This is a genomic window from Gilvirhabdus luticola, assembly GCF_040117515.1.
GTDB classification, from domain to species: Bacteria; Bacteroidota; Bacteroidia; order Flavobacteriales; family Flavobacteriaceae; genus Gilvirhabdus; species Gilvirhabdus luticola.
Genome location: NZ_JBEEEN010000003.1, coordinates 226,689 through 253,359 on the forward strand (window position 1 = coordinate 226,689; position 26,671 = coordinate 253,359).

Genomic DNA, 26,671 nt, shown 5'->3' on the forward strand with positions numbered 1-26,671 from the left:
CTACCAAATATACTACAAATCTCTGTTTTTTAATAATCTATAAGATAAAAAGACAAATAAAGCTGTCCATCCTAAAACAATCGTAATCTCATACCAATGCACAGCATAATCATAAGCTAATTCTGCTTTATCAGGGAACTTTGACATGATAACCCGTTGAAAAGGTTGATCAATAAGTTTATGCATAGATTTTAAAGGAAAGAAATTCTGAATTTTTTCAGCAATATCTGAATTAAATTGCCAAGTAATTAACCCAAAAACAATCCACTCAACAATGAATAGTATAAATAAGAATGCCAAAGCAAAAGCTGATCGTTTTATAAGCATTCCAAAAAATAAACATAAACTAAAAAAACCTATTAGTTTAATAAAATATGCCAACAAATATTCAGTGCCTGTAATTACAATACTGGCTTCCGTATAACTTGAATAATACATCCCAATAACTAGTGAAGCAAAACCAATCAATAAAGTAGCAACTAGAGAAAAGAAAACAATAGTGTAGAATTTTGATAGGATAAATTCTTTTTTACTTAAACCGTCAATAAGGTTTTGTTTAATTGTTTTGTTGCTATATTCATTACCAATCATACTAACAACAACTATAGCAAAGAAAAATTTAAATTGAGCTGCAAAAAATGTGGTAATATGCCAAATTATAGGAAAATTAAAAATACCTAGCTCACCTAATTCTAAAGTAAAAAAACCGAAGAAATTTATCTTAATTGATGATAGAACCAAAACTGTAAAAGGCAAAATAAAAGAGATGAAAATTAAAACCTTACTTGCTCTATTTTCAAGCAGTTTTTGTAATTCTAAATTTATAAGTCGTAACATTGAATTCTTTCTTGGATGATTAATTATTGTCAGTAAGTTTTAAAAATTGATCTTCGAGGCTTTCTTTTCGTTTTACCAAATGCGATAAAACAATACCGCTTTCAAATAATAACTTGTTAAATTCTGAAGCTTCTAACGGTTCATTTAAAAAAGCAGTGATTAATCCATTTTCCTCTTTGATGATTCCAAATGTGGAATCATTTTCAAGTTGCCTAATCAGTCTTTTGTTATCTTCACATTTCAATTCAAAAAAACCATGACTGGAAATCATTTCATCAACTCTTCCAGAATACAGTCGTTCACCTTTTCTTAAAACCACAACATGAGAACATACTTTTTCAACTTCATCCAATAGGTGGGAAGCCAATAAAATTGTAGTGCCTTCACTAGCAATTTTTTTTATAATTCCCCTTATTTGATGTATGCCTTGAGGATCAAGTCCATTGGTTGGTTCATCAAGAATTAAAATTTCTGGGTCATTAAGCAAAGCCGAAGCAATAGCTAAACGCTGTTTCATACCCAAAGAATAAGTTTTGAATTTGTGGTCTTTTCTATCTAGTAATCCAACTATATCAAGCTTTTCATCAATGTTTTTATAATCTACACCTTTAATTTTACATACCAATTTAAGGTTCTGATATGCTGTCATGTAGGGATAAAAATTAGGTCTCTCTATAATAGCACCAACTCTTTTTAAAGCATCATGAGTTGAAACTGTACCATCAAACCACTTAAAGTCACCAGCAGTTTTGTTTACTACATTTAACACAATACCCAAAGTTGTGGATTTACCACTTCCATTAGGTCCTAAAATGCCATAAACATTTCCTTTATTAATTGTAAAGGTTAAATCTTTTACAGCAGTTAAATAACCAAATTTTTTTGTAAGATTACTAATTGTTAAAATTGGCTCCAAGGCGAGTATATTTTTTGATGGTTATAATCGTAAGACGACAAACCTTTTAAGTTGTTACATTGGTTTACAATAACTTTGATAAATTATCTTACTTTTGAATTGTAGATATCACCATATGAAAGATTTAAAAATATCAAAAAAGAAACCTTCATTTCCAGTTAGCCATAAACTTAATGAGTATTTAAAGGAATACAAAAGAGACATAAAGATTCCTATTTTTTATGATGATTTGCTACGTTTTCAAGGTTCTGTTGTGGTGTATGATAAGAATGATGAAGATACACTTTGGATTCGTGTTTACTATAATGATTTTGAAAGAGAAAGCATAGATTTAAGCTTAAAAAAAGTCTATACCACTTTACATTCTGATGGTAATGAAAAGACAATCCCTTTTTTAAGTGTAGATGCTATTGATTATTGCACGTTTGGAAACTCAAAACCTTTTAGAGTTAAGATAAGGAACATTCTTAATGACAATTATACTTATTTTTATGTTAAGAAAGCAGATGCTTCGCGAATATATGGTTTAGAACTGGAGCATATGCTGTCACCATATAATCTTAACTTTCTGGTGTATAAAGACACTTTAATTGAAGAACATATTGCAGGAATTCCTGGCGATGAATTTATCAAGAATTTTTTACCAAAGTGTAACTCTTCAGAAAAATCTCAAATAGCAAAGGAATTTGTAAAATTCAACGAACGCTGTATGATTAGGTTACTTGGTGATATGCGTTCTTACAATTATGTGATTGTTCCTACCCATGATTTTGACCATGTAGTATATAAGATAAGAGCTATAGATTTTGATCAGCAAAGTTACGAGGGAAAATTTAATATTTACAGGCCACAGTTTTTTAAAGAAAATATCAAAATGGTAGAATTGGTATCTGAAAGGTTTGAAAAATTTTCTGTAGACCAATATAAAGTTGAAGAACGCTCTATTGTGGCCAAACGTCTAATTAGTTACCACGACAGAATGGGTGAACTATTGGATTGTATGGTAAATGATACCATTTCTATAAAAGACCACGTTGATCTATTAAAATCTGTAATTTATGATTACACGCTTGATTTAAAGTTTAAGCGTAGTAAAAATATGGGCGAAATTGTAAAGAATGCTTTGGATTTTGTGAAGCGTAATTATGAAACGGTAAACCCTAATTTACCTTAAAAAAAGCTCAATTCCAATGCTCATCAAAATCTAGATTATCATAGTCCTCAAGATCTAACCCATCTTCAAATTCTTCATCTTCATTAAAATCTTCAGCTTGAAAATCTTTTTCTGGAGCTGTATCTGGAACTTGTCCATGCACAAACATTAGATTTGGATAATCCACGCCTTCTACAGAATCTACAATTTCAGCAAGTTCTACGTAAAATGTCCACATATTAAAAAAATCGTAGACATAAATTAATTTGGTTTGCGCTTCATGTACAATGTCTTTAATAATAGTTTCGTTCATAAGTTTTACATTATTACTACTATCACTAACATCAAACAACGAGATCTCTTCTCCTTGATTCCAAGTATCATCACTAACATAAAATGAAGCCATCTCTGCTCCATCAAAACCAAAAGATTGATTTATGATGTTATGTAAATCTTCGAAAGTATTTGTTTCAAAAATTTCTAAATCTCTAAAAACATCATCGTCCGAATCGTTATCAAGGATGACCCTAAATCTATAAACCATATTCATTTATAATTTGACTACAAAGGTAGTTTTTTTACCTTATTTACTAAAGCGATGTAAAGTAAATGTCATAATACTTAAAAGTATAAATGCTCCAACTTGGTGAGCAATACCCAACCAAACAGGAACTTGTAAAATCAAGGTTAAAACTCCTAATAGAAATTGTAAACCAACCATAATGAGTAATAGATTAATTCCAAGATATTGAAAACTTGTTAGGTCCATTTTTCTGCCTTTACGCCAAACTATGAATATCATAATAACTACTACATAGGCCAGTATTCTATGAACAAACTGCACACCACTTTTACCCTCAATGAAGTTTTTGTATAACGGATTTTGTTCGATATAAACCGTTTCGTGCATAAACTTGCCTTCACTCATCATTGGCCAGTGGTTGTGTATAAAACCTGCATCAAGTCCAGCCACAAAAGCACCATAAATAATTTGAAGCAATACAATTACCAATGTTACTCTTAATAAATTTCTAAAACGGATATCTATAATTTTTTTGTTTGGAAAAATGATATCAAGAATCAACCAGAGCGTATAAGCAAACGTAATGAATGCAGTTGTAAGATGAGCTGCTAACCTGTAATGACTTACATCTGGTCTGTCAACCAATCCACTTTTAACCATGTACCAACCTAAAAAACCCTGAAAGGCTCCAAGCCCAAAAAGAATTAAAGATTTTTTAATGGTAGATCTTGAAAGTTGTTTTGTGATAATAAAATATAAAAACGGAATAAAGAATACCAATCCAATCAGTCTACCTATAAAGCGATGCAGCCATTCCCAAAAATAAATATCTTTAAAATCTTCAAGATTAAAATGATAGTTTAGTTTTTGATATTCGGGATATTGTTTGTAAAGTTCGAAAGCTTCTTGCCATTCAATATCATTCATTGGCGGTATTGTACCTGAAATTAACTTGTAATTTGAAATTGATAATCCAGAATGCGTTAACCTCGTTATTCCTCCAATGATGACCATGATAAAAATTAGTAGACATCCTGTTGCTAACCAAACTACAACTTTTTTGTTATCTTTTTTCATGCACTGTAAGTCCTAATAGTTTTCCTTCTTTAATCATTAAAGCATAAGCAGCTTCATATTCATTTGGAATATCACCGTCAAGAATGGCTTCTTTTATGGCTTCTTTTATTATCCCTATTTCTTTTGATGGTTTTAAATTAAAGACTGCCATGATTTCTTCACCAGAAACTGGAGGTTGAAAATTACGTATATGATCGCGTTCTTCTACTTCTATAATCTTCTGACGAACTATTTTAAAATTGTTGTGATACTTTTTAAACTTTTTAGGGTTTTTGGTTGTAATATCAGCTTCACACAGTGTCATAAGGTCATCTACAAAATCTCCTGCATCAAATACCAAACGTCTTACGGCAGAATCTGTCACTTCGTCTTGCGCCAGAACAATAGGTCTAGAACTCATGAGTACCAATTTTTGAACATATTTCATTTTGTCATTTAATGGCATTTTTAAACGCTTGAATAAATGAAATACCATTTTGGATCCTTCAAACTCATGCCCATGAAAGGTCCAACCTATTTTTTTATTAAATTTTTTGGTTGGAGCTTTTCCAATATCATGAAGCAACGCAGACCATCGTAGCCATAAGTTATCTGTATTTTTTGAGATATTATCTACAACCTCAAGTGTGTGATAAAAATTATCTTTATGTTTTTGCCCTTCAACTTCATCTATGCCTTTTAAACCTGTAAGTTCTGGTAAAATATAATCTAATAAACCAGTTTGTTCCAAAAGAAAAAATCCAATTGAAGGCTGTTTACTTTCAAGAATTTTATTGAGTTCCACAACGATCCGTTCTTTTGTTATTATTTTAATTCTATGTTTATTATCTGTAATAGCCTTTAGTGAATTCTTTTCAATTTGAAAATTTAGTTGAGTTGCAAAGCGAATTGCACGAAGCATTCTTAATGGATCATCACTATAAGTAATGTTTGGGTCTAAAGGTGTTTTTATGATTTTGTTGTCTAAATCTTTAACACCATCAAATGGGTCTAATAACTTTCCAAAATTTACTTCGGATAAGTTTAATGCTAGGGCATTAATCGTAAAATCACGACGATTTTGGTCATCTTGTAAAGTACCGTTTTCTACTACAGGATTTCTGCTATTTTCGTTGTACGATTCTTTGCGCGCTCCAACAAACTCTATTTCAATGTCTTCAAACCGAAGCATTGCTGTTCCATATGTTTTAAAAACTTGAACTTTTGGACAGTTAGGTAAATTTTTAGAAACTTGCTGTGCAAGTTTAATACCACTTCCAATGGCAACAATATCAATATCTTTATTTGATTCTCTTTTAAGAATAAAATCCCTAACAAATCCACCAATAACATAACTATCTATACCTAATTCTTTGGCAGATTGAGAAATTATCTTGAAGATGTTATGGGTTAAAGCTTGTTTGTAGTTTTTCATAAGAATTAAATTTCAAAATCATTTGTATAAACTCTGGATTTTGAAAATTTATTGACGTATTACTTGCACAGTGCCATCATTAGCTAATTTAATAATTGCTGATGGTTTTTTGCTTGATTTTACGTTGGGCAAATTTACTACATAATCGACACCTTTTAAAATCTCATCACTTATTTCTTTGAATGATTTTGGTGTTTGTTGACCGCTAATATTAGCAGATGTGGATACAATAGGTTTTTTAAACTTTTTTAATAAATGACTTGCAAAAGATTCACGAACTACTCTTAAAGCTAAACTATTATCTTCGGCAATTAAATTTTCTGCTACATGAAGAGGTCTATCATAAACAATAGTTGTTGGTTTGGTGGCATATTTTAAAATATCATAAGCAACTTCTGGAATTTCTTCTATGTATTGATTGAGCATTTTAAAATCGCTAACCAAACAAATCATTGATTTTGAATCTACACGTTGTTTCAGTTTGTAAATTTTTTGTATGGCTTCATAATTTGTGGCATCACAACCAATTCCCCAAACAGTATCTGTTGGATAAAGAATGATACCTCCTTGTTTTAATACTTGAAAAGCTTTTGTTACTTCAGCATGCATTACAATATTGTCTTAAGAGTAGCGGCAAAAATAAGAAAAGTTGTAATATTGCTTCATGAAAAGTGTTTTTAATAAGGAATTTAAAAATAACGAGAGAGAAATAAAAAGGTTTATCAAAAATTTTGACTTTGACGGACAGGTTTTTGGCAATCAGAAAAGAAATACAATTAAACTTTTCAATTTAAATGATAAGCAATTAAATGTTAAGTCGTTTAAAGTTCCTAACCTAATTAATCAAATCGTTTATCGTTTTTTTAGAAAAAGTAAAGCACATCGTTCATTTGAATATGCGACAAAGCTTCTTGAATTAGGAATTGGCACACCACAACCAATAGCATATTTTGAAAGCACTAGTTTTTTTCTATTTAAAAAGAGTTTTTATGTAAGCGAGCATTTGGATTGTGACTTAACTTATAGAGAGCTCATACATGATTTTAATTATCCAGATCATGAAACTATTTTAAGAGCATTTACTAGGTTTACCTATAAGCTGCATGAAAACGGAATTAATTTTCTAGATCATTCACCTGGGAATACATTAATTAAAAAAACCGAACAAGGTTACATATTCTTTTTAGTTGATTTGAATCGAATGACCTTCGGCCCTATGTCTTTTGATGAAAGAATGAAAAACTTTGCCAGATTGACCAAATATGAAAATATGGTAAAAATTATGAGCGATGAATATTCAAAAATTTCTGTAGAAAACTATACTGAAGTATTTAGTGCAATGTGGGAGCATGTTCTTAACTTCAGAAAGAAACATGAAGGGAAACAGCAACTTAAAAAGAACTTATTTTTTTGGAGAACTAGAAATTAATTTTTCTAATTTTTTAAATCTGTATTTAACTCCATAAGCATTTAGTTTACAGATTATATAACCGGCTTTTCCATCAAGAACCCCAAGCCTAAAAATGTAATTGTAAAGAAATTTGTAAGCTGGTTTAATGTAAAAATCGAAGAAAGTTGGCTTTTTGCCTTGTTCAAATAATTCTTGAGCTTTTAAAATAGCGTAATGCTCTGTTTTCTTTTTATAACTTTCGTAATCACTGTATGAATAGTGCAGCATAACATTAGATAATGTTTTTGATTTACCATTTACTTCTAACTTTTCATGTACTGTTTGGTCTAGATTGTATTGAGCAAAACCTTTTTTAAAGAGCCTGTAAATGAAGTCGGTTTGTAATCCGCTGAACTTGATTAATTTATCACCAAAGACAAATTTTCTTGGAAACTTAAATGCAACTTCTATAGAAGGATTACTTACTGTTTCTAAAATCTCCGAACGTAATTCTTTTGTTATCCTTTCATCGGCATCAATAAATAATATCCAAGGATATTGAGCTTGCTGAATGGCAAAGTTCCTTTGATCTGAAAAATTTTTAAAATTGCGTTGAACCACTTTCACATGATTGTACTTATTCAGTTTAGATATTGTTTTATCTGTGCTGAAAGAATCAACAACAATAAGCTCATCAACGAACGAGATATTTTCAATGACATCGTCAACTAGTTCTTCCTCGTTATAGGTAATTATTAATCCAGAAATTTTAGAATTCTCCAAAGTTGAAATGTTCGGCAATATATTGGTTGGTAAAAATAACTATTTTTACAGCAATGAACAGATATAAAGCATCAGTTATTATAAGCACTTATAACCAACCACTTTGGTTGCAAAAAGTATTGTGGAGTTACGAGGCACAGACTGAAACTAATTTTGAAGTGATTATTGCGGATGATGGGTCTACAGATGAAACTAAAAATCTTGTGGATGAGTTTAAAGCAAAATCTAAAATCTCAATAAAACATGTTTGGCAAGAAGACGATGGATTTAGAAAAACCAAGATTCTAAATAAGGCCATTTTGGAAACATCATCAGATTATCTCATTTTTACTGATGGTGATTGTATTGCTCGTAATGACTTTGTAGCAACACATTTAAAATTAAGTAGAGCAAATTGCTTTTTGTCAGGAGGATATTTTAAATTACCTAAACCTATTTCCGAAATAATCTCTAAAGATGATATTAAATCACAACGTTGCTTCAACTCTGATTGGTTGCTGAAAAAAGGTTTAACAAAAACATTTAAAATAAATAAATTAACTTCTTTTGGTTTTAAGGCTTGGGTTCTAAATACATTTACACCAACAAAAGCAACCTTTGATGGTATGAATGTATCAGGATGGAAGCAAGATGTTTTAGCTGTTAATGGTTTTGATGAAAGAATGGAATATGGTGGAGAAGACAGAGAACTTGGAGAACGATTAATGAATCATGGTATCAAGTTTATACAGGCAAGATATAGCGTTATTTGTTTGCACCTCCATCATGACAGGCCATATATAAATAAAGCTAAAATTGAAGAGAATAAGGAATTAAGAAAAAAAACAAAACACTCTAAAATTAAATATACGCAACACGGAATTTATAAATAATTACTTCTTTGTTTTTGTGTAGGCTTTATTGTAACTATTAAGAGTAAAGTATTTTAATTTTTTTCTGATTTTATATTTTCTAATTAAGTTAAGAGGTTTTGGATTGAGATAACTTTTATCCTTCTCTAAAAAATCTACTGTAGCATCGATAACCCTTTTGCTAGACTGACCATCGTTAAATGGATGAAGTTGGTCAACATATGTGTTTATATTGTTTAGCAAATCTGCTGGATAAGTGAGTGCTTTATCAAATGCAGCTTCAATCAATTTAGCATCTTTTACGTCCAACAAATAATCATGTGCAATAGTATGGTTGAACGTAACAACTGGTTTTAATTGCAGTAAAAACTCCTGTATTGCAGACGTAGTATCGGCAAACATAATGTCTGCTTTTTTGAACAGCGGAATTAAATCTGTAGTATTATAAAATGTAAAATATTCACCACTTAAAGACTTCCATTTGTTCACAATTTCAATTGGAATTTTAGGATGTAATACCATATTAAAATGATATTTTCCTGAAGTGGATAATCTTTTAATTTCTTGAAAGACAGAATCATTATGTGCCAAGCTTAATCGTTCTGTAAAAGTTGAAGCCACAAATATATTAGGGAGTTTATCGTTGGATTTTGATTCTAATGGAAATAAAGGATCTACTTTACTCCAACCAGTTTCAACTACTTCAAAGAATTTTTTCTTTTGTGCTAGCTGACTAAAAGGACCAGTTGTATTTGGACCTTGAGTGCAATACAAATCGAAGAAACCTCTAATGCCAAAGTGTTTAAATTTATTATTTCCTGTAGGACGTTTTTCTGCAAAAAAACCATGAAAAATCTGAACCTTAACAGCGTTAATAAAATCTGGGACATTATCTGTAGCAGTTAAGATAATATCTGGATTGTAATCAACAACATCTTCAATTTTATGAATAACATTATCTTTTGATTGTAATGCTTCTTTTCCATCAGGAGTATCGCTAAACCATTTAACATGGTATCCTCTGTTAAGAATTTCTTTTTCTAATGGATTACCAATTGGTAATGCATAACTATAGGAGATGTATATTAAAAAACGATACATTGAAAAGTTAATACTTATAATTGAAAGTTTGTATATCTTCCCAGAACCATTTGTCTACAATAGCTTTCGTTTCTGGGTCATAAAAATCATGGTAATTTGCTTTTCTGGTTGAATTAAGGTGAGGTAGGTTACTATCTATTCCTAAATAATCTGCAACTTCTTTAAACTCTTCATTCAAATTTTCAAAACGAATAATTTTATCAATTTTTATTTTATCTTCTTTATCCTTTAACCATTCTACTTGAGGTATATACATTTGTGGTCTTTTGCCAAAATAATAGGGGTCATTGTCTCCAAACACCTTCTTAACCCATTCTTTAAACTGCAATGGGTTTTCTTGCATTTTGGACTTATTGGTTTTGGTACGGAATTTATATTGAGAAACAACTCTATCCCAAGGATTTCTTATAACGGTAAACTTATATGTTTTGTCCCACTTTTTTTGACCAATATATTTTATAACATCCTTAGCGGTTAAATGTTTCCTAAAAGATTTTCCAATAATACTTATAACACTTGTACCTCCAGTTTTATTTATGTGAATAAAAACAAAGTCTTTGTTATTACCTTTCCTAACAGGTGAGTTGAAAAATAAACCTATATGATTTTTAATATTTTCTATGAATTGAATTTTCATATTTCTCAATAGTTAGACAGCAACGTCATATTCTCTTAAAGCATTATTGAGAGAGGTTTTTTTATCTGTACTTTCTTTTCTTTTGCCAATAATTAAAGCACAAGGAACATTGAATTTTCCAGCAGGAAATTCTTTGGTATAGCTACCAGGTATTACCACAGAACGTGCAGGGACAATACCTTTCATTTCTATTGGTTCGCCACCAGTTACATCTATAATTTTTGTTGATGCAGTCAGTACAACATTTGCTCCCAAAACTGCTTCTTTTTCAATCCTAACACCTTCAACCACAATACAGCGAGAACCAATAAAAGCATTATCTTCTATAATAACTGGTGCTGCTTGTAATGGCTCTAAAACACCACCAATACCAACACCACCTGAAAGATGAACGTTTTTCCCTATTTGAGCACAACTGCCTACAGTTGCCCAAGTATCTACCATTGTGCCTTCATCTACATAAGCACCAATATTTACATAACTTGGCATTAAGATTGTACCTGAAGATATATAAGCTCCATGGCGAGCGACAGCATGAGGTACAACTCGAATACCTCTTTCGGCATAGTTCTTTTTTAATGGAATTTTGTCATGATATTCAAAAATGCCAACTTCAAAAGTTTCCATTTTTTGTATAGGGAAATACAAAACCACAGCTTTTTTCACCCATTGGTTAACTTGCCAACCTCCATTTATAGGTTCAGCGACGCGTAGAGTTCCTTTGTCAAGTAAATCTATAACTTCTCTTATGCTGTTTATAGTATTGTTTTCTTTAAGAAGAGTCCTATTATCCCAAGCTTTTTCTATAATTTGTTGCAAATGATTCATTAATTCTAAATTTAGTTGCAAATATAATAGCATTGTTTATAAAAACATGAATACATCTCTTACAATATTGAATTAGTTGTTCTTATAGATTACTTTTGTAAAAAATAGTTATGGCTAGAGTTTTAGCATTAGATTATGGGCATAAGAGAACTGGTATTGCAATTACAGATGAGTTGCAACTCATAGCTTCTGGATTAACAACCATTTCAACAAAAGATATTTTTACATTCTTAAAGCAATATCTCAATGAAGAAAGAGTTGAATTGTTTGTAATAGGAAAGCCTAAACAGATGAACAATACCGATTCTGAAAGTGAAGCTTTAATTAAGCCATTCATTAAGACGCTTGAAAACGTTTTTCCTGAAATTCCAATTGTTAGAGTTGACGAGCGTTTTACTTCTAAAATAGCATTTCAAACTTTAATTGACAGTGGTTTGAAAAAGAATAAAAGACAGAACAAAGCACTTGTAGATGAGGTAAGTGCAACACTTATTCTGCAGAGTTATTTAAGCTCAAAATTAAATAAAAAATAATTTTTGCTTTTTATCGATAAAATTGTACTTTTAGTCTATTAAACGAGTTTAAAAATAGTTTTGTCTAAAATATTGATTCATATTATGTTAGGCACATATATTTGTCTCAACCTTAAATCTATTATTATGAAAAAAAACTACTATTTCTGTGTGTTATTGGTATTCTTATTTACCAATTTTATTTATGCTCAAGCTACTTGCCCTGAAAGTTTTGGAAATCAGGGAAGTCAAACGGTTATTCACTTTAAGATACAAGCTGGTACTTGTAATGATTATTCGCAAACTATATTAGTGACTCTAGATAGCTATAATCAGGTGTTTACTAAAACGAGTTGTAATGGTACAAATTTAAAGTATACATCTACTGGTTCCAATTTACCAAATAGCACTCTTACATTTAATGTTCGCTTTGTATCAAATGGACTTGATTGTCAATATGTAAATGGTGTGTTGGCTACGCTATCTGATAGAGATGCAGAATTAAACCAGCAAATTAATATTTACCCTAATCCTGTTAGCTCTTCAGACTTTACAGTTAAAATAGGTAAAAATATTACTGGAAGTCTTAATTTGTACAACTTGTCTGGTAAATTAGTTTCTAGAAACACAATTAATAATCTAAATTCTAAAGATATTAATGTTTCTAATTTAACTAATGGTGTATATATGCTAAACATCGTTACCGATGAAGCTTCGGTTACTAGAAAAGTAATTATTATGAAATAGAAATATTATTGTATAAAATTTAAACTCCTTTATTCATAAAGGAGTTTTTTTTTGCTATAAATTGACAGCAAATGTACATAGTATTGTATTTTTGCAATTAATTTTAAGTCTAAACTATGATTTTACCAATTGTCGCTTATGGTGATCCTGTCCTAAAACAAAAATGTAAAGAGATACCTAAAGACTATAAAAACCTTAAAGAGTTAATATCCAATATGTTTGAAACCATGTATGGAGCTCTTGGCGTTGGATTGGCAGCTCCACAAATAGGATTACCAATTAGGCTTTTTTTAGTGGATACAACTCCTTTTGCAGAGGATGAAAATCTTACCGAAGAAGAGCGCAATAAAATAAAAGATTTTAGAGAAACCTTTATCAATGCTAAAATATTGAAAGAAGAAGGAGATGAATGGTCATTCAATGAAGGATGTTTGAGTATACCAGATGTAAGAGAAGATGTTTTTAGAAAACCATCAATAACTATTGATTATTTAGATGAAAATTTTGAAAAGCAGGTAAAAACTTTTGATGGTTTAATAGCGCGAGTCATTCAACATGAATATGATCATATAGAAGGAATACTGTTTACAGACAAGCTTTCAAGCCTTAAAAAAAGATTGATAAAAGGGAAACTTACAAATATTTCAAAAGGGAAAATAAATATTGATTACAAAATGCGTTTCCCAGATTTAAAAAAGAAGCGTTAATATTTGCAAATTCTGGTTAAACCTCTCATATTTGAAACCCAAAAAAAGAATCTATGTCGTTAGATAAAATATTATCAATAGCTGGAAAGCCAGGATTGTATAAATTAATAGCACAAACACGTACAGGATTTATCGCGGAATCTCTTTTAGATAGTAAACGGTTATCGGTAAGCATTAATCATAATGTTAGTTTATTGAGTGAAATCTCTGTGTACTCATTAACAGAAGAAGTGCCTTTGCGAGACGTTCTTTTAAAAATTAAAGAAAAAGAAAAAGGTAACCCAACCAGTATTAGTCATAAAGATAGTAAGGATACTCTAGAAGAATATTTTTTTAATATTATGGCGGATTATGATGAAGATAGAGTTTACGCTAGTGATATTAAAAAAATCATTCAATGGTATAACATGTTACAAAAAAATAAAATGTTGGATTTTGAAAAGAAATCCAATGAAGAGGAAGAGTAAATTGATTCTCTATTAAAAAAATGCCTTCACTTTAAACGAAGGCATTTTTTATTTTTAAGTCTTGTAAGTAGTTACTGTAATTAACGACATAAAATAAGCTATTCAATAGAAAATGAAATCCATTTGGTTTTTTGAAGACACCAATTTGTTTAAATTACTTTGTCCGCACAAGTATGCAGCCTACAAAGCAGAGCATGTTTTTGATGCATACAAAAAAAAGGATTATATCTATTTTGAAGAAGATTCTGCAAACAAAGTATATCTTATAGAAAAAGGTAAGGTAAAAATTGGTTATTATACAGAAAATGGAGAAGAAGTTGTAAAAGCTATTTTGACACGTGGTGAACTTTTTGGAGAAAACGCTTTATTAGGTGAGCCAAAAAGAGATGAGTTTGCCCAATCTATAGAAAATAATACTTCTATTTGTCCCATTGGTGTACAAACTATGCATGAGCTTATGCGTAATAATCAATCATTTAGTTTTAAAGTCTATAAATTTATAGGATTTAAACTCAAGAAACTTGAACGACGCCTGCAATTACTTTTATTTAAAGATACCAGAACAAGATTAAAAGAGTTTTTAGATGAATTATGTACTGAATATGGATATAACTGTCCAAAAACTGGAGACCATGTTATAAAACATCCTTATACTCAAAAAGATATAGCATTATTAATCGGCACTTCAAGACCAACCCTCAATATTCTTTTAAATGAACTAAAGGAGGAAAATTACATCAACTTTAGCAGAAAAGAAATACGAATTCTTAAAAATGTAAGCTAAATTTAAATTGTATTTTTAAATAATCATTAGTTTTAGTTTTCGTAGTTGATTAATAATTTTTTAGCCTATGACTGTTTCAAAATCAAGAAGAAATAATATCATATTTTTGATTGTTATTGCTTTGTTAATAATACCACAAACTAGACAACCCATTCAAATTATGCTTCATAAAGGCTTGGCTTTATTTAGTCCTTCGGTTATTAATAAGAAGAATAGTGAAGTAATAAATAATTACGATTGGAAGTTAAAAGATTTAGACAATAATCAAGTTAATTTAAATGAATATAAAGGACAAGTCATTTTCTTAAATTTATGGGCGACCTGGTGTCCACCTTGTATTGCAGAAATGCCTTCTCTACAAGAATTGTATCATGATTATAATGACAAGATTGTGTTCTTGTTAGTAACAATTGAAGAAACAGATGTCATCAAGAAGTTTTTGGATAAAAACAATTACGATTTTGATATTCATCAACCCTTAAGCGAATCTCCAGAAATATTAAAAAGCCGCAGCATTCCAAGAACATTTCTAATTGATAAAGAAGGAAATATATTGATTAACAAATCAGGTGCAGCAAACTGGAATAGTGAAAGAGTAAGAGAAACTATAGATAATTTACTGAAATAATAAATTAATAATTGTGCGCACGAGAAGACTCGAACTTCCACGACCAAAAGCGGTCATTAGGCCCTCAACCTAACGCGTCTACCAATTCCGCCACGTGCGCTAAAAGGATTGTAAAAATAAAAAAAGTTAAGCAATTGAGCTTAACTTTTTTGGTGACCTGGCTGGGGCTCGAACCCAGGACCCTCTCCTTAAAAGGGAGATGCTCTACCAACTGAGCTACCAGGTCAGTAATTTTCTCTAACGAGGGTGCAAATATAAAACGATTAATTTATATTACAAATGTTTTTATTGGATAAATTGTTGTTTTTTTGCTAAACAAAATGAATGCTTTACTAATCAATTTTTTAAACATAGAATGGTCGTAATTTTATTAGGATATATGACTTCAGGAAAATCGACAATTGGAAAAGTTTTAGCTCAAAAACTAGATTATGTCTTTTTAGATCTTGACACATACATTGAAAAAAGAGAAGCAATGAATGTTGCTAATATCTTCAAGACCAAAGGAGAAATTTATTTTAGAAAACTTGAATCTATCTATTTACAAGAAATAATTAGTAGTTATCAGAATACAGTTTTAGCATTAGGAGGAGGAACTCCATGTTACGCAAACAATATGGAAGTTATTTTAAAGCTTAAAAAGGTGACATCTATTTACTTAAAAGTATCATTACATGAACTTGTTGATAGATTAGAAAAGGAGAAACACCAAAGACCTTTAGTTTCACACCTAAAAACAAAGAATGAAATCCTTGAGTTTGTGGGCAAACATTTGTTTGAAAGATCAAATTATTATAATCAAGCCAATTTAGTAATTGATACTGATGATAAGAGTGTAGATGAAATTATTGAAGATATCATTATACAATTATTCTAAAACAGCTTCAAATTTGTGGCCTTCTAAAACTACATTGATGTGTTCTTGCAGTGAAGTTGAAAGTGATATACCTTTAAAATCTGCCTTTACAGGATATTTTTTATGATTTCTATTTACTAAAATGGCTGTTTTAAACTGCTTTAATGGAACATCCAAAAAATGTTTCACGCCATAAATTAAAGTAGAACCAGAGTCAAGAACATCATCTATTAAAACAACAGATTTATTGGCATATTCACTAGAATCTAAAGAAGTAGTAATAGGGTTTCTAGGATTTTTCTTATCAATGATTACTTTACAAAGAATTGGATTTATAGGTGATATTTTACTTAAAATGGTTTTAAGTTTTTTTGCCATAATAAAACCATTGCTTTCTATTCCCGCCAAAACTACTTCGGTTTCATTTGCATTGTTTTCATAGATTTGATAGGCAATCCTTCTTATTTTATGGTGGATTTCTTGATGGTTTAGTATAATACTCTTTGTAGCAGACATATTGACTATATATTTATCAAATATAATGGAGAAAATTTATTATGTAAAGAAAATTAGTCTTCATTTTCATCATGGAAACCTTCAATGTCTCTTCTGTCTTTTTTAGTTGGTCTTCCAACACCTTTTTTTCTGTAATAGTCTTTCGAGTATTTTAATAATTCCTGTGCTTCAAATGCTTCTTTTGGTGTTGTATCTATCCTGTAAATATCTACCAGTTTGGCTGAAACCCTGTTATCAGGTATGTCATTTACAATAAGGTTATAGTTAATTTGATTCTTTCTAACTATTATCTTATCTCCTATATAAACCTCACGACTTGGTTTAACAACGACTTCCTCAATCCGAATTTGCCCTTTTTTACATGCCGTTGTTGCCAAACTTCTAGTTTTATAATACCTAACACACCACAAATACTTATCAATGCGCATACCATTTATGTAAAAACTACGTTAATCTTCTTGTGCAAAATTATATTTAAATTGTATCTTGCGACCTCAAAAATAAGCAATATGAAATTAGGAAAATTTACAATTATTTTTTTATGTTTTTTGAGCATTTTTTTATCTTGTAATAAAGACGATGATGGAAATACCCCTACATTTACTGAAAGAGACAGAACTGAACAACAAGTGGCAGATAAAGACTCTTTGACAGAGTATTTACAAAATCATTATTATAATTCTAGCGCATTTGTTTCCAATTCAGACCCAAGTTTGGGAGATCTTATAATTTCTGAATTGCCTGAAGATGGTATGTTGCCTGATCCAGATAATAATACATTGTTAATAGACGCTGTAGAAACTCATACTACAGTATTTGCAGACACAGATTATGAATATTATGTTTTAAGATTGAATCAAGGTGATGGTTTGGAATCTCCAAATTTTAGCGATGATGTTCGTATAAACTACCTAGGCAATTTATTGAATAATGAAATATTTGATAGTACTGTTAATCCTACAGATTTAGATTTGACGAATTTAATTCCAGGATGGAGAAAAGTAATGCCTCAATTTAATGTAGCTCTTTCTTTTGTTGAAAATGGTGATGGCACTGTAGATTACATGAATCACGGTTTGGGAGTGATGTTCTTACCTTCTGGATTGGCTTATTTTTCTGAACTTCGGCCTAGTATTCCTTCATATTCTTGCCTAATTTTCCAGTTTGAATTATACTCTACTTCAGTTAATGATCATGATAACGATTTAGTTCCTTCTTATTTAGAAGATTTGAATGGTGATGGCGAATTTAATATTGATATAGAAGAAGAAACAGATACTTCAGACGATGATACAGATGATGATAATATACCAGATTATGCAGACCCAGACGATGATGGAGATGGTGTTCTAACAAGGTATGAAGATATAGATGGTGATGGTGACCCTACTAACGACATAGGAATGAATGGTATACCAAAATATTTAGATAAAGAAGAAACGGAGTCTAACCAGGACTAAAAAAAGAGCCACTTTTAAGGTGGCTTTTTTTTATAATAATAAGGAAAGACTCAATATTAATTGTTCTGGTCTTGTATCCAATCTACTTACAGTATTTTCGCCTAAATTATTTCCTATAAAAGTAGCTTCATTTTTACTAAAACCTCTTTCATATTTAAGGTCAATTCCTATCTTTTTAATATTTAGGCCAATACCAAAATTAAAACCGACGGAAAAATCATTCTCTATATTATTAATGGAGATTCCATCAAAATCACTGTCTAAAATATATTGAAAAGACGGTCCAGCAAAAGCACTTAACGGACCAATAACTTTTATACCTACAACAGCCGGTAGATCTAATTTTTGCATTTTAAAATCACCATCTTCATAACCACTTTTGGTACTGGTAAAAACTAAAGAAGGCTTAAAGTAGACTCGGTTTCCAAGTTTTCCAAATACTCCCAAATGAAATCCTGCATTTTTATCAGGATGTTGAGCACTTGATTCTATTGACTGAAAGTAATTACCATTGCCATTATAATTAAGTCCTCCAATAAGACCAAATCCACTTTGAGATTGGCCATAGCTTACAGTTATGATTAAAAAGAATAAAGGAATAAAAATTAATCGTTTCATAAATTATCGTTTTTTGATTTATAATTTAAAAAACGTATTAATTATAAAATTATTTCCTTTTAATTACTTTTTCAACGGCGCTTACAACGGCATTACTGTTTAATCCATACTTATCCATAAGTTGTGCAGGTGTGCCAGATTCACCAAAAGTATCTTGTGTTGCTACAAATTCTTGAGGTGCTGGTTTATGAGTTGCAAGAACTCTGGCCACACTTTCACCTAAACCGCCAAGATAATTATGTTCTTCTGCTGTTACAATACAACCCGTTTTAGAAACCGAGTCTAAAATTGCTTTTTCATCTAATGGTTTTATAGTGTGAATATTTATAACTTCTGCAGAGATTCCTTTTTCGTATAATGCCTTTGATGCTTCCAAAGCTTCCCATACCAAATGTCCTGTGGCGACAATAGTAACATCTGTACCTTCTGTAAATTTGATAGCTTTTCCAATTTCAAATTTTTGATTAGCAGGTGTAAATATTGGAACAGAAGGTCTGCCAAATCTTAAATATACAGGACCTTTATGCTCTGCTATAGCTATAGTAGCCGCTTTGGTTTGATTGTAATCACAAGGATTTATTACTGTCATTCCTGGTAGCATTTTCATCAATCCAATATCTTCCAAAATTTGATGTGTAGCACCATCTTCGCCTAGAGTTAACCCTGCATGCGAAGCACAGATTTTTACGTTTTTCCCAGAATATGCAATCGATTGACGAATTTGATCATAAACTCTGCCTGTTGAAAAATTAGCAAAAGTTCCAGTAAAAGGTATCTTTCCACCAATGGTTAAACCAGCAGCAATACCCATCATATTAGCTTCAGCAATTCCAACTTGAAAGAAGCGTTCGGGATTTTCATCAATAAAGGTTTGAATTTTTAGTGATCCAACCAAATCTGCACAAAGGGCAACAACATTAGGATTAGTTCTTCCTAGTTCGGTCATTCCAGCACCAAAACCACTTCTAGTGTCTTTTTTTTCAGTATATGTGTATGTTTTCATTTTTTTGATTTCAGATTTAGTAATCTCCTAAAGTTTCAGGGTTTTGTGCCAATCCTACGGCTAGCTGTTCATCATTTGGTGCTTTGCCATGCCATGCATGTGTGTACATCATAAAATCTACACCATGACCCATTATGGTTTTTAATAAAACGCAAACAGGTTTTCCTTTACCAGTTTTGCTTTTAGCATCAGCCATTCCTTTTAATATGGATTCAATATTATTTCCTTCTTCAATTTCAATAACAATCCAATCAAAAGCCTCAAACTTTGCTTTAATGTTTCCCATGTAAAGAACATCGTCGGTAGCTCCATCAATTTGTTGACCATTTAAATCTACTGTTGCTATAAGATTATCAACCTTTTTAGCTGAAGCATACATAATAGCTTCCCAATTTTGCCCTTCCTGCAGTTCACCATCACCATGTAAACTATAAACTAAATGATTATCATCGTTTAATTTTTTAGCTTGTGCTGCTCCAATAGCGACTGACATACCTTGCCCTAAAGAACCTGATGCAATACGAACGCCTGGCAAACCTTCATGCGTAGTTGGATGACCTTGTAAACGAGAATTAATTAGCCTGAATGTACTTAATTCCTCAACGGGAAAATAATCAGATCTTGCCAATACGCTATAAAAAACGGGCGAAATATGACCGTTGGACAAGAAGAAAAGATCTTCACCTATTCCATCCATATCAAATCCTTCTTTGCGATCCATAATCTCATTGTACAATGCAACAAAAAATTCGGTACATCCTAAAGAACCTCCAGGATGACCAGAATTTACCTTATGAACCATGCGTAAAATATCTCTGCGAACCTGTGTTGCGAGATCCTCTAATTTAGTAATGTCTGCCATTCTTTTTGCGATTGAAATATTAAGGGTCAAAAATAAGTGTTTAAGATAGTTTGACAAAGCAATATTATCCTATTTTCGTGTTGAATTTGGTACTGTTAATAAGTTTATTTACTTAAATTATAATTGCAATGGTTTATTAGTTACTTATCTTTGCCAACTCACTATTTTTTCTCTATGAAATTTGATTTAAAAGGACAAGATCAGCAAACCAAAGCTAGGGCAGGAATATTAAAAACAGATCATGGTGTAATTGAAACACCAATTTTTATGCCTGTTGGAACTGTGGCTTCAGTTAAGGGTGTACATCAAAGAGAGCTTAAAAATGATATTAATCCGGACATTATTCTTGGTAATACTTACCATTTGTATTTAAGACCACAAACATCAATTCTTGAACAAGCAGGTGGTTTGCACAAATTTATGAATTGGGATCGAAATATTTTAACAGATTCTGGTGGATATCAAGTGTATTCTCTTTCGGCAAATAGAAAAATAAAAGAGGAAGGCGTGAAGTTTAAATCTCATATTGATGGAAGTTATCACACATTTACTCCAGAGAATGTTATGGAAATTCAACGAAGTATAGGTGCAGATATTATTATGGCATTTGATGAATGTACACCTTATCCTTGTGATTATCAATACGCTAAACGATCTATGCACATGACACATCGTTGGTTAGATAGATGTTTGCTACATCTTAACAAAGTGCCTTTTAAGTATGGTTATAGCCAATCTTTTTTCCCAATAGTACAAGGAAGTACTTATAAAGATCTTCGAATACAATCCGCAGAATATATTGCTAATGCCGATGCAGAAGGAAATGCAATTGGAGGCTTATCTGTTGGTGAGCCAGCAGAAGAAATGTATGAAATGACAGAAATTGTTTGTCGAATTTTGCCAGAAGACAAACCTCGATACTTAATGGGAGTTGGTACACCAATCAATATTCTTGAAAATATTGCGTTAGGTATTGATATGTTTGATTGTGTGATGCCAACCCGAAATGGTAGGAATGGCATGCTGTTTACTGCACATGGAACCATTAACATTAAAAACAAGAAATGGGAAGATGACTTTTCTGCAATTGATGACATGGGAATAACATTTGTAGATACAGAATATAGTAAAGGATATTTAAAGCATTTATTTTCGGTAAATGAAATGCTTGGAAGACAAATTGCAACAATTCATAATTTAGGGTTTTACTTATGGTTGGTAAGAGAAGCAAGAAAACATATATTAGCTGGAGATTTTTTAACATGGAAAACACAGATGGTTAAACAAATGGACAAACGTTTATAAGATTGAAAATTCTTGATTGGTACATATTAAAGAGGTATTTGTTTACATTTTTTATGATGTTGCTTCTGTTTATTCCAATAGGAATCACGGTAAGTTTAGCTGAAAAAATTGGTAAGATTTTAGAAAACGAAGCGCCTTTCAATGAGGTGGTTATGTACTATTTAGATTTTACCGTCTATTTTGCCCATTTACTATTTCCTCTATTTTTATTTCTTTCTGTTATTTGGTTTACTTCAAAATTGGCTAACAATACAGAAGTTATTGCTTTTTTAAGTTCTGGTGTTTCGTTTTCAAGATTTTTAAGACCTTATATGATTGGAGCTAGTCTTATAGCAATATTGGCTTTATTATTAGGGATGTACTTTGCCCCAATGGCCAGTAAAGGGTTTAATGAATTTGAATACGAATATTTCAAAAAAGGTAAAAAAGCAGTTCAGGATAGAAACGTTTACAGACAAATAAATGACAATGATTTTATATATGTAAGTAGTTTTAATTCGCAAAGAAAACAAGGACAAGATTTTACTTTAGAACACTTTGAAGGTAATAAGATGATTTATAAGATAAGTGCAAAAAACATAAGATATATTGAAGAAGATTCTACTTACAGACTTATTGACTATGTAAAAAGGCGTGTTGGAAAGATAAATGATACTATAGATGTTGGTAGAAGGAAAGATACCATTTTTTCATTTGATCTGGAAGACTTGACCCCAGTTGAATACATTGCTGAAACCTTGTCTTATAAGGAACTTTCTAACTTTATTGAGAAAGAAAAAAAACGAGGTTCTTCAAATATTGGTAGATATCAATTAGTACAATATCGTAAATGGAGTTTACCGGTTTCGGTGTTTATTTTAACAATCATTGCCGTTGCAGTTTCTTCTATAAAAAGGCGAGGAGGAATGGGTGTTAACTTGGCATTCGGAATTTGTATTGCTATGGTTTTTGTCTTTTTTGATAAAATATTTGGTGTTATGGCTACACAATCAGATTTTCCTCCGTTAATTGCCGTGTGGTTTCCTAATATCCTTTTTGGTATTTTAGCGGTTTACTTATTATATAATGCCAAACGTTAAACTAAAAAACCAACTACATCTTCATTTTTTAGTATTTATTGCAGGATTCACCGGTATTTTGGGTGAATTAATTTCAATAAAAGCTGTTCCTTTAGTTTGGATTAGAATGATAATTGCCTCTTTAATTTTATTTGTTTTTATAAAGTTCTCAAAGACCAATATTAGAATTCATCCCAAAAAAATATTAAAGTTAGCATTTGCGGGAATTATAATTGCGTTGCACTGGATTACATTCTTCGGATCAATTGATGCTTCAAATGTATCTATTGCGTTAACCATGTTTTCAACAGGTGCATTCTTTGCTTCTTTTATAGAACCAATAGTATACAAACGAAAAATTATATGGTACGAAATTTTGTTTGGTTTGTTAGTAGTTATTGGAGTCTTGATAATCACACAAAGCGAATTAAAATATCTTTATGGAATAGTATTGGGTATTTTTTCTGCATTTTTTGCTTCAATTTTCGCTGTCTTAAACGGAAAATTTTTAGAACAGCATTCACCAACGGCTATTTCATTTTATGAATTTATTAGTGGTGTATTGTTTATTACTATTTTTATGCTATTGGGTAATTTCAATTTTGAAAAGGAAGTATTTATTTTAACAACTGCAGATTTGCTTTATCTCTTTATATTAGGGTCTGTTTGTACGGCTTATGCATTTATTGCAGCAGTAAAGGTAATGAGACATATTAGTCCTTATACTGTGGTTCTTACTTATAATTTAGAACCAGTTTATGGTATTATTTTGGCATTATTACTGTTCCCAGAGAAAGAAAAAATGAGTGGTTCATTTTACTACGGAGCTACAATAATTATTTTAACAGTGCTCATAAACGGAATACTTAAAAACGCAAGAAAGTTAAAAAGAAGGCAATCTACATTAAATGAAGATTAAAGTTTTTATATTTGTAGACTAACTAAAACTAAAGATAAAAAACAAATTTCTATGGAATATTTAGAATTTGAACTCCCCATAAAAGAACTCGAAGAACAGCTACAAAAGTGCAAACTTATCGGAGATGAAAGTGAAGTTGATGTTACCGAAACCTGTAAGCAGATTGAAAAAAAATTAGAACAAACAAGAAAAGATATATACAAAAACCTTACTGCTTGGCAACGTGTACAGTTATCTCGTCATCCAAGTAGACCATATACATTGGATTATATTAGAGCTATTTGCGGCGACACTTTTTTTGAACTTCATGGAGATCGTAATTTCAAGGATGACAAAGCTATGATTGGTGGATTAGGCAAGATAGGTGATCAAAGTTATATGTTCATAGGTCAACAAAAAGGGTATAACACTAAAACTAGGCAGTATAGAAATTTCGGCATGGCCAATCCTGAAGGTTACCGTAAGGCGTTACGCCTAATGAAATCTGCCGAAAAATTTGGAATCCCAGTAGTAACTTTAATAGATACACCAGGTGCTTATCCTGGATTGGAAGCAGAAGAGCGAGGACAAGGTGAAGCTATTGCAAGGAATATTTTAGAAATGACACGATTAAGAACACCGATTATTACCGTTATTATTGGTGAAGGAGCATCAGGTGGAGCACTTGGTATTGGTGTAGGTGATATAGTTTTAATGATGGAAAACTCATGGTATTCAGTTATTTCTCCAGAAAACTGTTCATCAATTTTATGGCGCAGCTGGGAACAGAAAGAAATAGCAGCAGAAGCATTAAAACTGACGGCAAGTGATGCTACTAAACTAAAGGTTGTTGATGGGATTATAGAAGAGCCACTTGGTGGTGCGCATATAGATAGAGAGACTGCTTTTTTAGCTGTAAGGGATGCCATTTCTAATTCTTATGATAAGCTTAAAAACTTATCACCAAAAGAATTGGTAAAACTACGCATGGATAAATACTCTAAAATTGGTGTATTTAAAGGTTAATCCTTTAGAAATCAAATCATATAGAAATCTGATGTATTATGCTTCAGATTTTTTTATGCTTATTAACAATATTTCTATGTTATTAACAGTTAAATTGTTAACTCACGGTTAATAATCAAAAATTAGTTTGTCTTCTCATTCTAAAGCTTTTTAATTACTTTCGTCGTTATGAAACAACCTGACCCAATAAAAGGATACCAAGTAGATAAAAGCACACTAATAAACCTTGAAAGAGGAAAAATACCTCCACAAGCGATTGATTTAGAAGAAGTTGTGATTGGGGCTATGATGATTGATAAAAAGGGTGTCGATGAAGTAATTGATATTTTGTCTCCCGATGCGTTTTATAAAAAAGCACATCAACTAATTTTTGAAGCCATTTTTCAGTTGTTTAAAAATGGTGAACCTATAGACTTATTAACGGTTTCCAGTCAACTTAAGAAAAATGCAACTTTAGATTTGGTTGGAGGAGATTTTTACCTTATTTCATTAACACAAAAAGTGTCATCTTCTGCACATATTGAATTTCATGCGCGTATTATTTTGCAGAAATATATTCAACGTAGTTTGATTAAAATTTCAAGTGAAATTATTGAAGATTCTTATGACGAAACCAAAGATGTTTTCGATTTGTTGGATAATGCAGAATCAAAACTATATGATATTACACAAGGGAACATAAAAAAATCGAGTGAAACAGCACAAGATTTGGTGATTCAGGCGAAGAAGAAGATCGAGGAAATTTCTAATAAAGAAGGTTTAAGCGGTGTTCCATCAGGTTTTGATAAGCTGGATAAATTAACATCCGGTTGGCAAGAGAGTGATTTAATAATCATTGCGGCACGTCCCGGTATGGGAAAAACAGCACTTACTCTATCTATGGCAAGAAACATTGCTGTCAATCAGAATATTCCTGTGGCGTTTTTCTCTTTAGAGATGGCATCAGTTCAATTAATTACACGTTTAATTTCTAGTGAAACAGGTCTTTCTTCAGAAAAATTGAGAACAGGTCGACTTGAAAAACATGAATGGGAACAATTAAACGTCAAAGTAAAAGGTTTAGAAAAAGCACCTTTGTTTATTGATGATACACCTTCGTTGTCTATTTTCGATTTAAGAGCAAAAGCTCGCAGATTGGCATCACAGCACAAAATAAAATTAATTGTGATTGATTATTTGCAACTTATGACAGCCGGTGGAGGACAAAAAGGAGGTAATAGAGAACAAGAAATCTCTATGATTTCACGTAACCTAAAAGCATTGGCAAAGGAGTTGAATATTCCAGTTATTGCATTATCTCAACTATCCAGAGCTGTAGAAACTCGAGGTGGCAGCAAAAGACCTTTATTGAGTGATCTTCGTGAATCTGGAGCTATTGAACAGGATGCAGATATTGTATCATTTATCTATAGACCAGAATACTATAAAATTGATGAATGGGATGACGAAGAACGTTCACCAACAGAAGGTCAAGCAGAATTTATTGTAGCAAAACATAGAAATGGTGGCTTGGATAGCATTAGGTTGAAATTTATAGGTCATCTTGGTAAGTTTGATAATCTTGATGATTTTGATTCACCATTTGAATTCCACTCAAAAATGAATGCTGCAGCCAATGATGATACATTTAAGCCAACGAGTTTTCCAACACCAGATGATGCTTTTGGTACGCCCGAAGAGGATAATGACGTACCGTTTTAATTCTTATTTATAT

The 26,671-nt window shown here is 31.3% G+C and carries 31 protein-coding genes and 2 tRNA genes; 16 read left to right on the top strand and 17 right to left on the bottom strand.

Annotation, left to right across the window (positions count from 1 at the left end; all coding sequences use genetic code 11):
- Positions 1–12 precede the first annotated feature (12 nt).
- On the bottom strand, positions 13–837 hold the full coding sequence (locus AAFP94_RS08020; protein WP_316662046.1) for an ABC transporter permease: 825 nt from the start codon (positions 835–837) through the stop codon (positions 13–15).
- Between the two features lie 19 nt (positions 838–856).
- On the bottom strand, positions 857–1,753 hold the full coding sequence (locus AAFP94_RS08025) for an ABC transporter ATP-binding protein (protein ID WP_316662047.1): 897 nt from the start codon (positions 1,751–1,753) through the stop codon (positions 857–859).
- A 115-nt stretch (positions 1,754–1,868) separates the two neighbouring features.
- On the opposite strand from AAFP94_RS08025, the gene AAFP94_RS08030 reads away from it, so the two are divergent.
- Entirely contained in the window at positions 1,869–2,927 is a 1,059-nt protein-coding gene (locus AAFP94_RS08030) for a hypothetical protein (protein ID WP_316662048.1), read from the top strand.
- A gap of 7 nt (positions 2,928–2,934) precedes the next feature.
- Here AAFP94_RS08030 and AAFP94_RS08035 read toward each other — a convergent pair whose 3' ends face one another.
- From AAFP94_RS08035 to AAFP94_RS08050, 4 genes are read right to left on the bottom strand one after another with little or no spacing between them, the layout of a single operon-like run.
- Positions 2,935–3,450: an IS1096 element passenger TnpR family protein gene (locus tag AAFP94_RS08035; protein WP_316662049.1), complete on the bottom strand. Its 516-nt coding sequence runs from the start codon at positions 3,448–3,450 to the stop codon at positions 2,935–2,937.
- Between the two features lie 39 nt (positions 3,451–3,489).
- A complete protein-coding gene (locus tag AAFP94_RS08040; protein WP_316662050.1) occupies positions 3,490–4,506 on the bottom strand; it encodes a COX15/CtaA family protein in 1,017 nt (338 codons plus the stop codon).
- Positions 4,493–5,920: a CCA tRNA nucleotidyltransferase gene (locus AAFP94_RS08045; protein ID WP_316662051.1), complete on the bottom strand. Its 1,428-nt coding sequence runs from the start codon at positions 5,918–5,920 to the stop codon at positions 4,493–4,495. Before AAFP94_RS08045 ends, AAFP94_RS08040 begins: the two co-directional genes overlap by 14 nt.
- A 48-nt stretch (positions 5,921–5,968) precedes the next feature.
- On the bottom strand, positions 5,969–6,529 hold the full coding sequence (locus AAFP94_RS08050; protein ID WP_316662052.1) for an L-threonylcarbamoyladenylate synthase: 561 nt from the start codon (positions 6,527–6,529) through the stop codon (positions 5,969–5,971).
- 55 nt (positions 6,530–6,584) lie between these two features.
- Here AAFP94_RS08050 and AAFP94_RS08055 point away from each other — a divergent pair, with 55 nt between their 5' ends.
- Entirely contained in the window at positions 6,585–7,349 is a 765-nt protein-coding gene (locus AAFP94_RS08055; RefSeq protein WP_316662053.1) for a lipopolysaccharide kinase InaA family protein, read from the top strand.
- Here the strand turns inward: AAFP94_RS08055 and AAFP94_RS08060 are convergent.
- Positions 7,323–8,093, bottom strand: a complete 771-nt coding sequence (locus AAFP94_RS08060; protein ID WP_316662054.1) for a glycosyltransferase family 2 protein — start codon at positions 8,091–8,093, stop codon at positions 7,323–7,325. The two genes, AAFP94_RS08055 and AAFP94_RS08060, sit on opposite strands and share 27 nt — an antisense overlap.
- 53 nt (positions 8,094–8,146) lie before the next feature.
- Between AAFP94_RS08060 and AAFP94_RS08065 the strand changes: the two genes are divergently transcribed.
- Entirely contained in the window at positions 8,147–8,965 is an 819-nt protein-coding gene (locus AAFP94_RS08065) for a glycosyltransferase family 2 protein (RefSeq protein ID WP_316662055.1), read from the top strand.
- On the opposite strand, the gene AAFP94_RS08070 is transcribed toward AAFP94_RS08065, so the two are convergent.
- The 3 genes from AAFP94_RS08070 to AAFP94_RS08080 are packed head-to-tail and all read right to left on the bottom strand — an operon-like array spanning position 8,966 to position 11,510.
- Positions 8,966–10,045 carry a CDP-glycerol glycerophosphotransferase gene (locus AAFP94_RS08070; protein ID WP_316662057.1) on the bottom strand — a complete coding sequence of 360 codons (1,080 nt, stop codon included), beginning with the start codon at positions 10,043–10,045 and terminating at the stop codon, positions 8,966–8,968.
- 7 nt (positions 10,046–10,052) lie between these two features.
- Positions 10,053–10,682, bottom strand: coding sequence for a sulfotransferase family 2 domain-containing protein (locus AAFP94_RS08075; protein ID WP_316662058.1), 630 nt, complete (start codon positions 10,680–10,682; stop codon positions 10,053–10,055).
- Positions 10,683–10,694: 12 nt separating this feature from the next.
- Positions 10,695–11,510, bottom strand: a complete 816-nt coding sequence (locus AAFP94_RS08080) for a 2,3,4,5-tetrahydropyridine-2,6-dicarboxylate N-succinyltransferase (RefSeq protein WP_316662059.1) — start codon at positions 11,508–11,510, stop codon at positions 10,695–10,697.
- Positions 11,511–11,620: 110 nt separating this feature from the next.
- Between AAFP94_RS08080 and ruvX the strand changes: the two genes are divergently transcribed.
- From ruvX to AAFP94_RS08110, 6 genes are all read left to right on the top strand, one after another.
- Entirely contained in the window at positions 11,621–12,043 is a 423-nt protein-coding gene (gene ruvX / locus AAFP94_RS08085) for a Holliday junction resolvase RuvX (RefSeq protein WP_316662060.1), read from the top strand.
- A gap of 126 nt (positions 12,044–12,169) precedes the next feature.
- Positions 12,170–12,769 carry a T9SS type A sorting domain-containing protein gene (locus tag AAFP94_RS08090; protein ID WP_316662061.1) on the top strand — a complete coding sequence of 200 codons (600 nt, stop codon included), beginning with the start codon at positions 12,170–12,172 and terminating at the stop codon, positions 12,767–12,769.
- A gap of 116 nt (positions 12,770–12,885) precedes the next feature.
- Positions 12,886–13,476, top strand: coding sequence for a peptide deformylase (def, locus tag AAFP94_RS08095; RefSeq protein WP_316662062.1), 591 nt, complete (start codon positions 12,886–12,888; stop codon positions 13,474–13,476).
- Between the two features lie 53 nt (positions 13,477–13,529).
- Positions 13,530–13,943, top strand: a complete 414-nt coding sequence (locus tag AAFP94_RS08100) for a DUF5606 family protein (RefSeq protein ID WP_316662063.1) — start codon at positions 13,530–13,532, stop codon at positions 13,941–13,943.
- Positions 13,944–14,055: 112 nt separating this feature from the next.
- A complete protein-coding gene (locus tag AAFP94_RS08105) occupies positions 14,056–14,727 on the top strand; it encodes a Crp/Fnr family transcriptional regulator (protein WP_316662065.1) in 672 nt (223 codons plus the stop codon).
- Between the two features lie 67 nt (positions 14,728–14,794).
- On the top strand, positions 14,795–15,355 hold the full coding sequence (locus tag AAFP94_RS08110) for a TlpA family protein disulfide reductase (RefSeq protein ID WP_316662067.1): 561 nt from the start codon (positions 14,795–14,797) through the stop codon (positions 15,353–15,355).
- Positions 15,356–15,369: 14 nt separating this feature from the next.
- Here AAFP94_RS08110 and AAFP94_RS08115 read toward each other — a convergent pair.
- Positions 15,370–15,455 (bottom strand) — tRNA-Leu (locus tag AAFP94_RS08115).
- Positions 15,456–15,505: 50 nt separating this feature from the next.
- Positions 15,506–15,581: transfer RNA gene (locus AAFP94_RS08120), tRNA-Lys, on the bottom strand.
- 129 nt (positions 15,582–15,710) lie between these two features.
- On the opposite strand from AAFP94_RS08120, the gene AAFP94_RS08125 reads away from it, so the two are divergent.
- The gene (locus tag AAFP94_RS08125) at positions 15,711–16,232 is read left to right on the top strand and encodes a shikimate kinase (RefSeq protein WP_316662068.1); all 522 of its coding nucleotides are present in this window, start codon (positions 15,711–15,713) and stop codon (positions 16,230–16,232) included.
- Here the strand turns inward: AAFP94_RS08125 and AAFP94_RS08130 are convergent.
- Together AAFP94_RS08130 and AAFP94_RS08135 are read right to left on the bottom strand one after the other, a co-directional pair.
- Positions 16,224–16,727, bottom strand: coding sequence for a phosphoribosyltransferase domain-containing protein (locus tag AAFP94_RS08130; protein ID WP_316662069.1), 504 nt, complete (start codon positions 16,725–16,727; stop codon positions 16,224–16,226). The two genes, AAFP94_RS08125 and AAFP94_RS08130, sit on opposite strands and share 9 nt — an antisense overlap.
- A gap of 53 nt (positions 16,728–16,780) precedes the next feature.
- Positions 16,781–17,155 (bottom strand): RNA-binding S4 domain-containing protein, encoded by a 375-nt coding sequence (locus tag AAFP94_RS08135; protein ID WP_316662070.1) that lies wholly within the window; start codon positions 17,153–17,155, stop codon positions 16,781–16,783.
- Between the two features lie 81 nt (positions 17,156–17,236).
- Here AAFP94_RS08135 and AAFP94_RS08140 point away from each other — a divergent pair, with 81 nt between their 5' ends.
- Positions 17,237–18,187 carry an FKBP-type peptidyl-prolyl cis-trans isomerase gene (locus tag AAFP94_RS08140; RefSeq protein ID WP_316662071.1) on the top strand — a complete coding sequence of 317 codons (951 nt, stop codon included), beginning with the start codon at positions 17,237–17,239 and terminating at the stop codon, positions 18,185–18,187.
- Between the two features lie 30 nt (positions 18,188–18,217).
- On the opposite strand, the gene AAFP94_RS08145 is transcribed toward AAFP94_RS08140, so the two are convergent.
- The 3 genes from AAFP94_RS08145 to AAFP94_RS08155 are packed head-to-tail and all read right to left on the bottom strand — an operon-like array spanning position 18,218 to position 20,670.
- Positions 18,218–18,805, bottom strand: a complete 588-nt coding sequence (locus AAFP94_RS08145; RefSeq protein ID WP_316662072.1) for an outer membrane beta-barrel protein — start codon at positions 18,803–18,805, stop codon at positions 18,218–18,220.
- Positions 18,806–18,854: 49 nt separating this feature from the next.
- Positions 18,855–19,808, bottom strand: a complete 954-nt coding sequence (locus tag AAFP94_RS08150) for a transketolase family protein (protein ID WP_316662073.1) — start codon at positions 19,806–19,808, stop codon at positions 18,855–18,857.
- A 16-nt stretch (positions 19,809–19,824) separates the two neighbouring features.
- A complete protein-coding gene (locus AAFP94_RS08155; protein WP_316662074.1) occupies positions 19,825–20,670 on the bottom strand; it encodes a transketolase in 846 nt (281 codons plus the stop codon).
- A 174-nt stretch (positions 20,671–20,844) separates the two neighbouring features.
- Between AAFP94_RS08155 and tgt the strand changes: the two genes are divergently transcribed.
- The 5 genes from tgt to dnaB all read left to right on the top strand — a co-directional run bounded on the left by tgt (position 20,845) and on the right by dnaB (position 26,658).
- Complete coding sequence (tgt, locus tag AAFP94_RS08160; RefSeq protein WP_316662075.1) at positions 20,845–21,975, top strand: tRNA guanosine(34) transglycosylase Tgt; 1,131 nt, start codon at positions 20,845–20,847, stop codon at positions 21,973–21,975.
- 2 nt (positions 21,976–21,977) lie between these two features.
- Positions 21,978–23,054 (top strand): LptF/LptG family permease, encoded by a 1,077-nt coding sequence (locus AAFP94_RS08165; RefSeq protein ID WP_316662076.1) that lies wholly within the window; start codon positions 21,978–21,980, stop codon positions 23,052–23,054.
- The gene (locus tag AAFP94_RS08170) at positions 23,041–23,952 is read left to right on the top strand and encodes a DMT family transporter (protein ID WP_316662077.1); all 912 of its coding nucleotides are present in this window, start codon (positions 23,041–23,043) and stop codon (positions 23,950–23,952) included. The genes AAFP94_RS08165 and AAFP94_RS08170 overlap by 14 nt, the downstream gene beginning before the upstream one ends.
- Before the next feature lie 51 nt (positions 23,953–24,003).
- Positions 24,004–24,957: an acetyl-CoA carboxylase carboxyltransferase subunit alpha gene (locus AAFP94_RS08175; protein WP_316662078.1), complete on the top strand. Its 954-nt coding sequence runs from the start codon at positions 24,004–24,006 to the stop codon at positions 24,955–24,957.
- A gap of 168 nt (positions 24,958–25,125) precedes the next feature.
- Complete coding sequence (dnaB, locus tag AAFP94_RS08180; protein ID WP_316662079.1) at positions 25,126–26,658, top strand: replicative DNA helicase; 1,533 nt, start codon at positions 25,126–25,128, stop codon at positions 26,656–26,658.
- Positions 26,659–26,671: the final 13 nt, after the last annotated feature.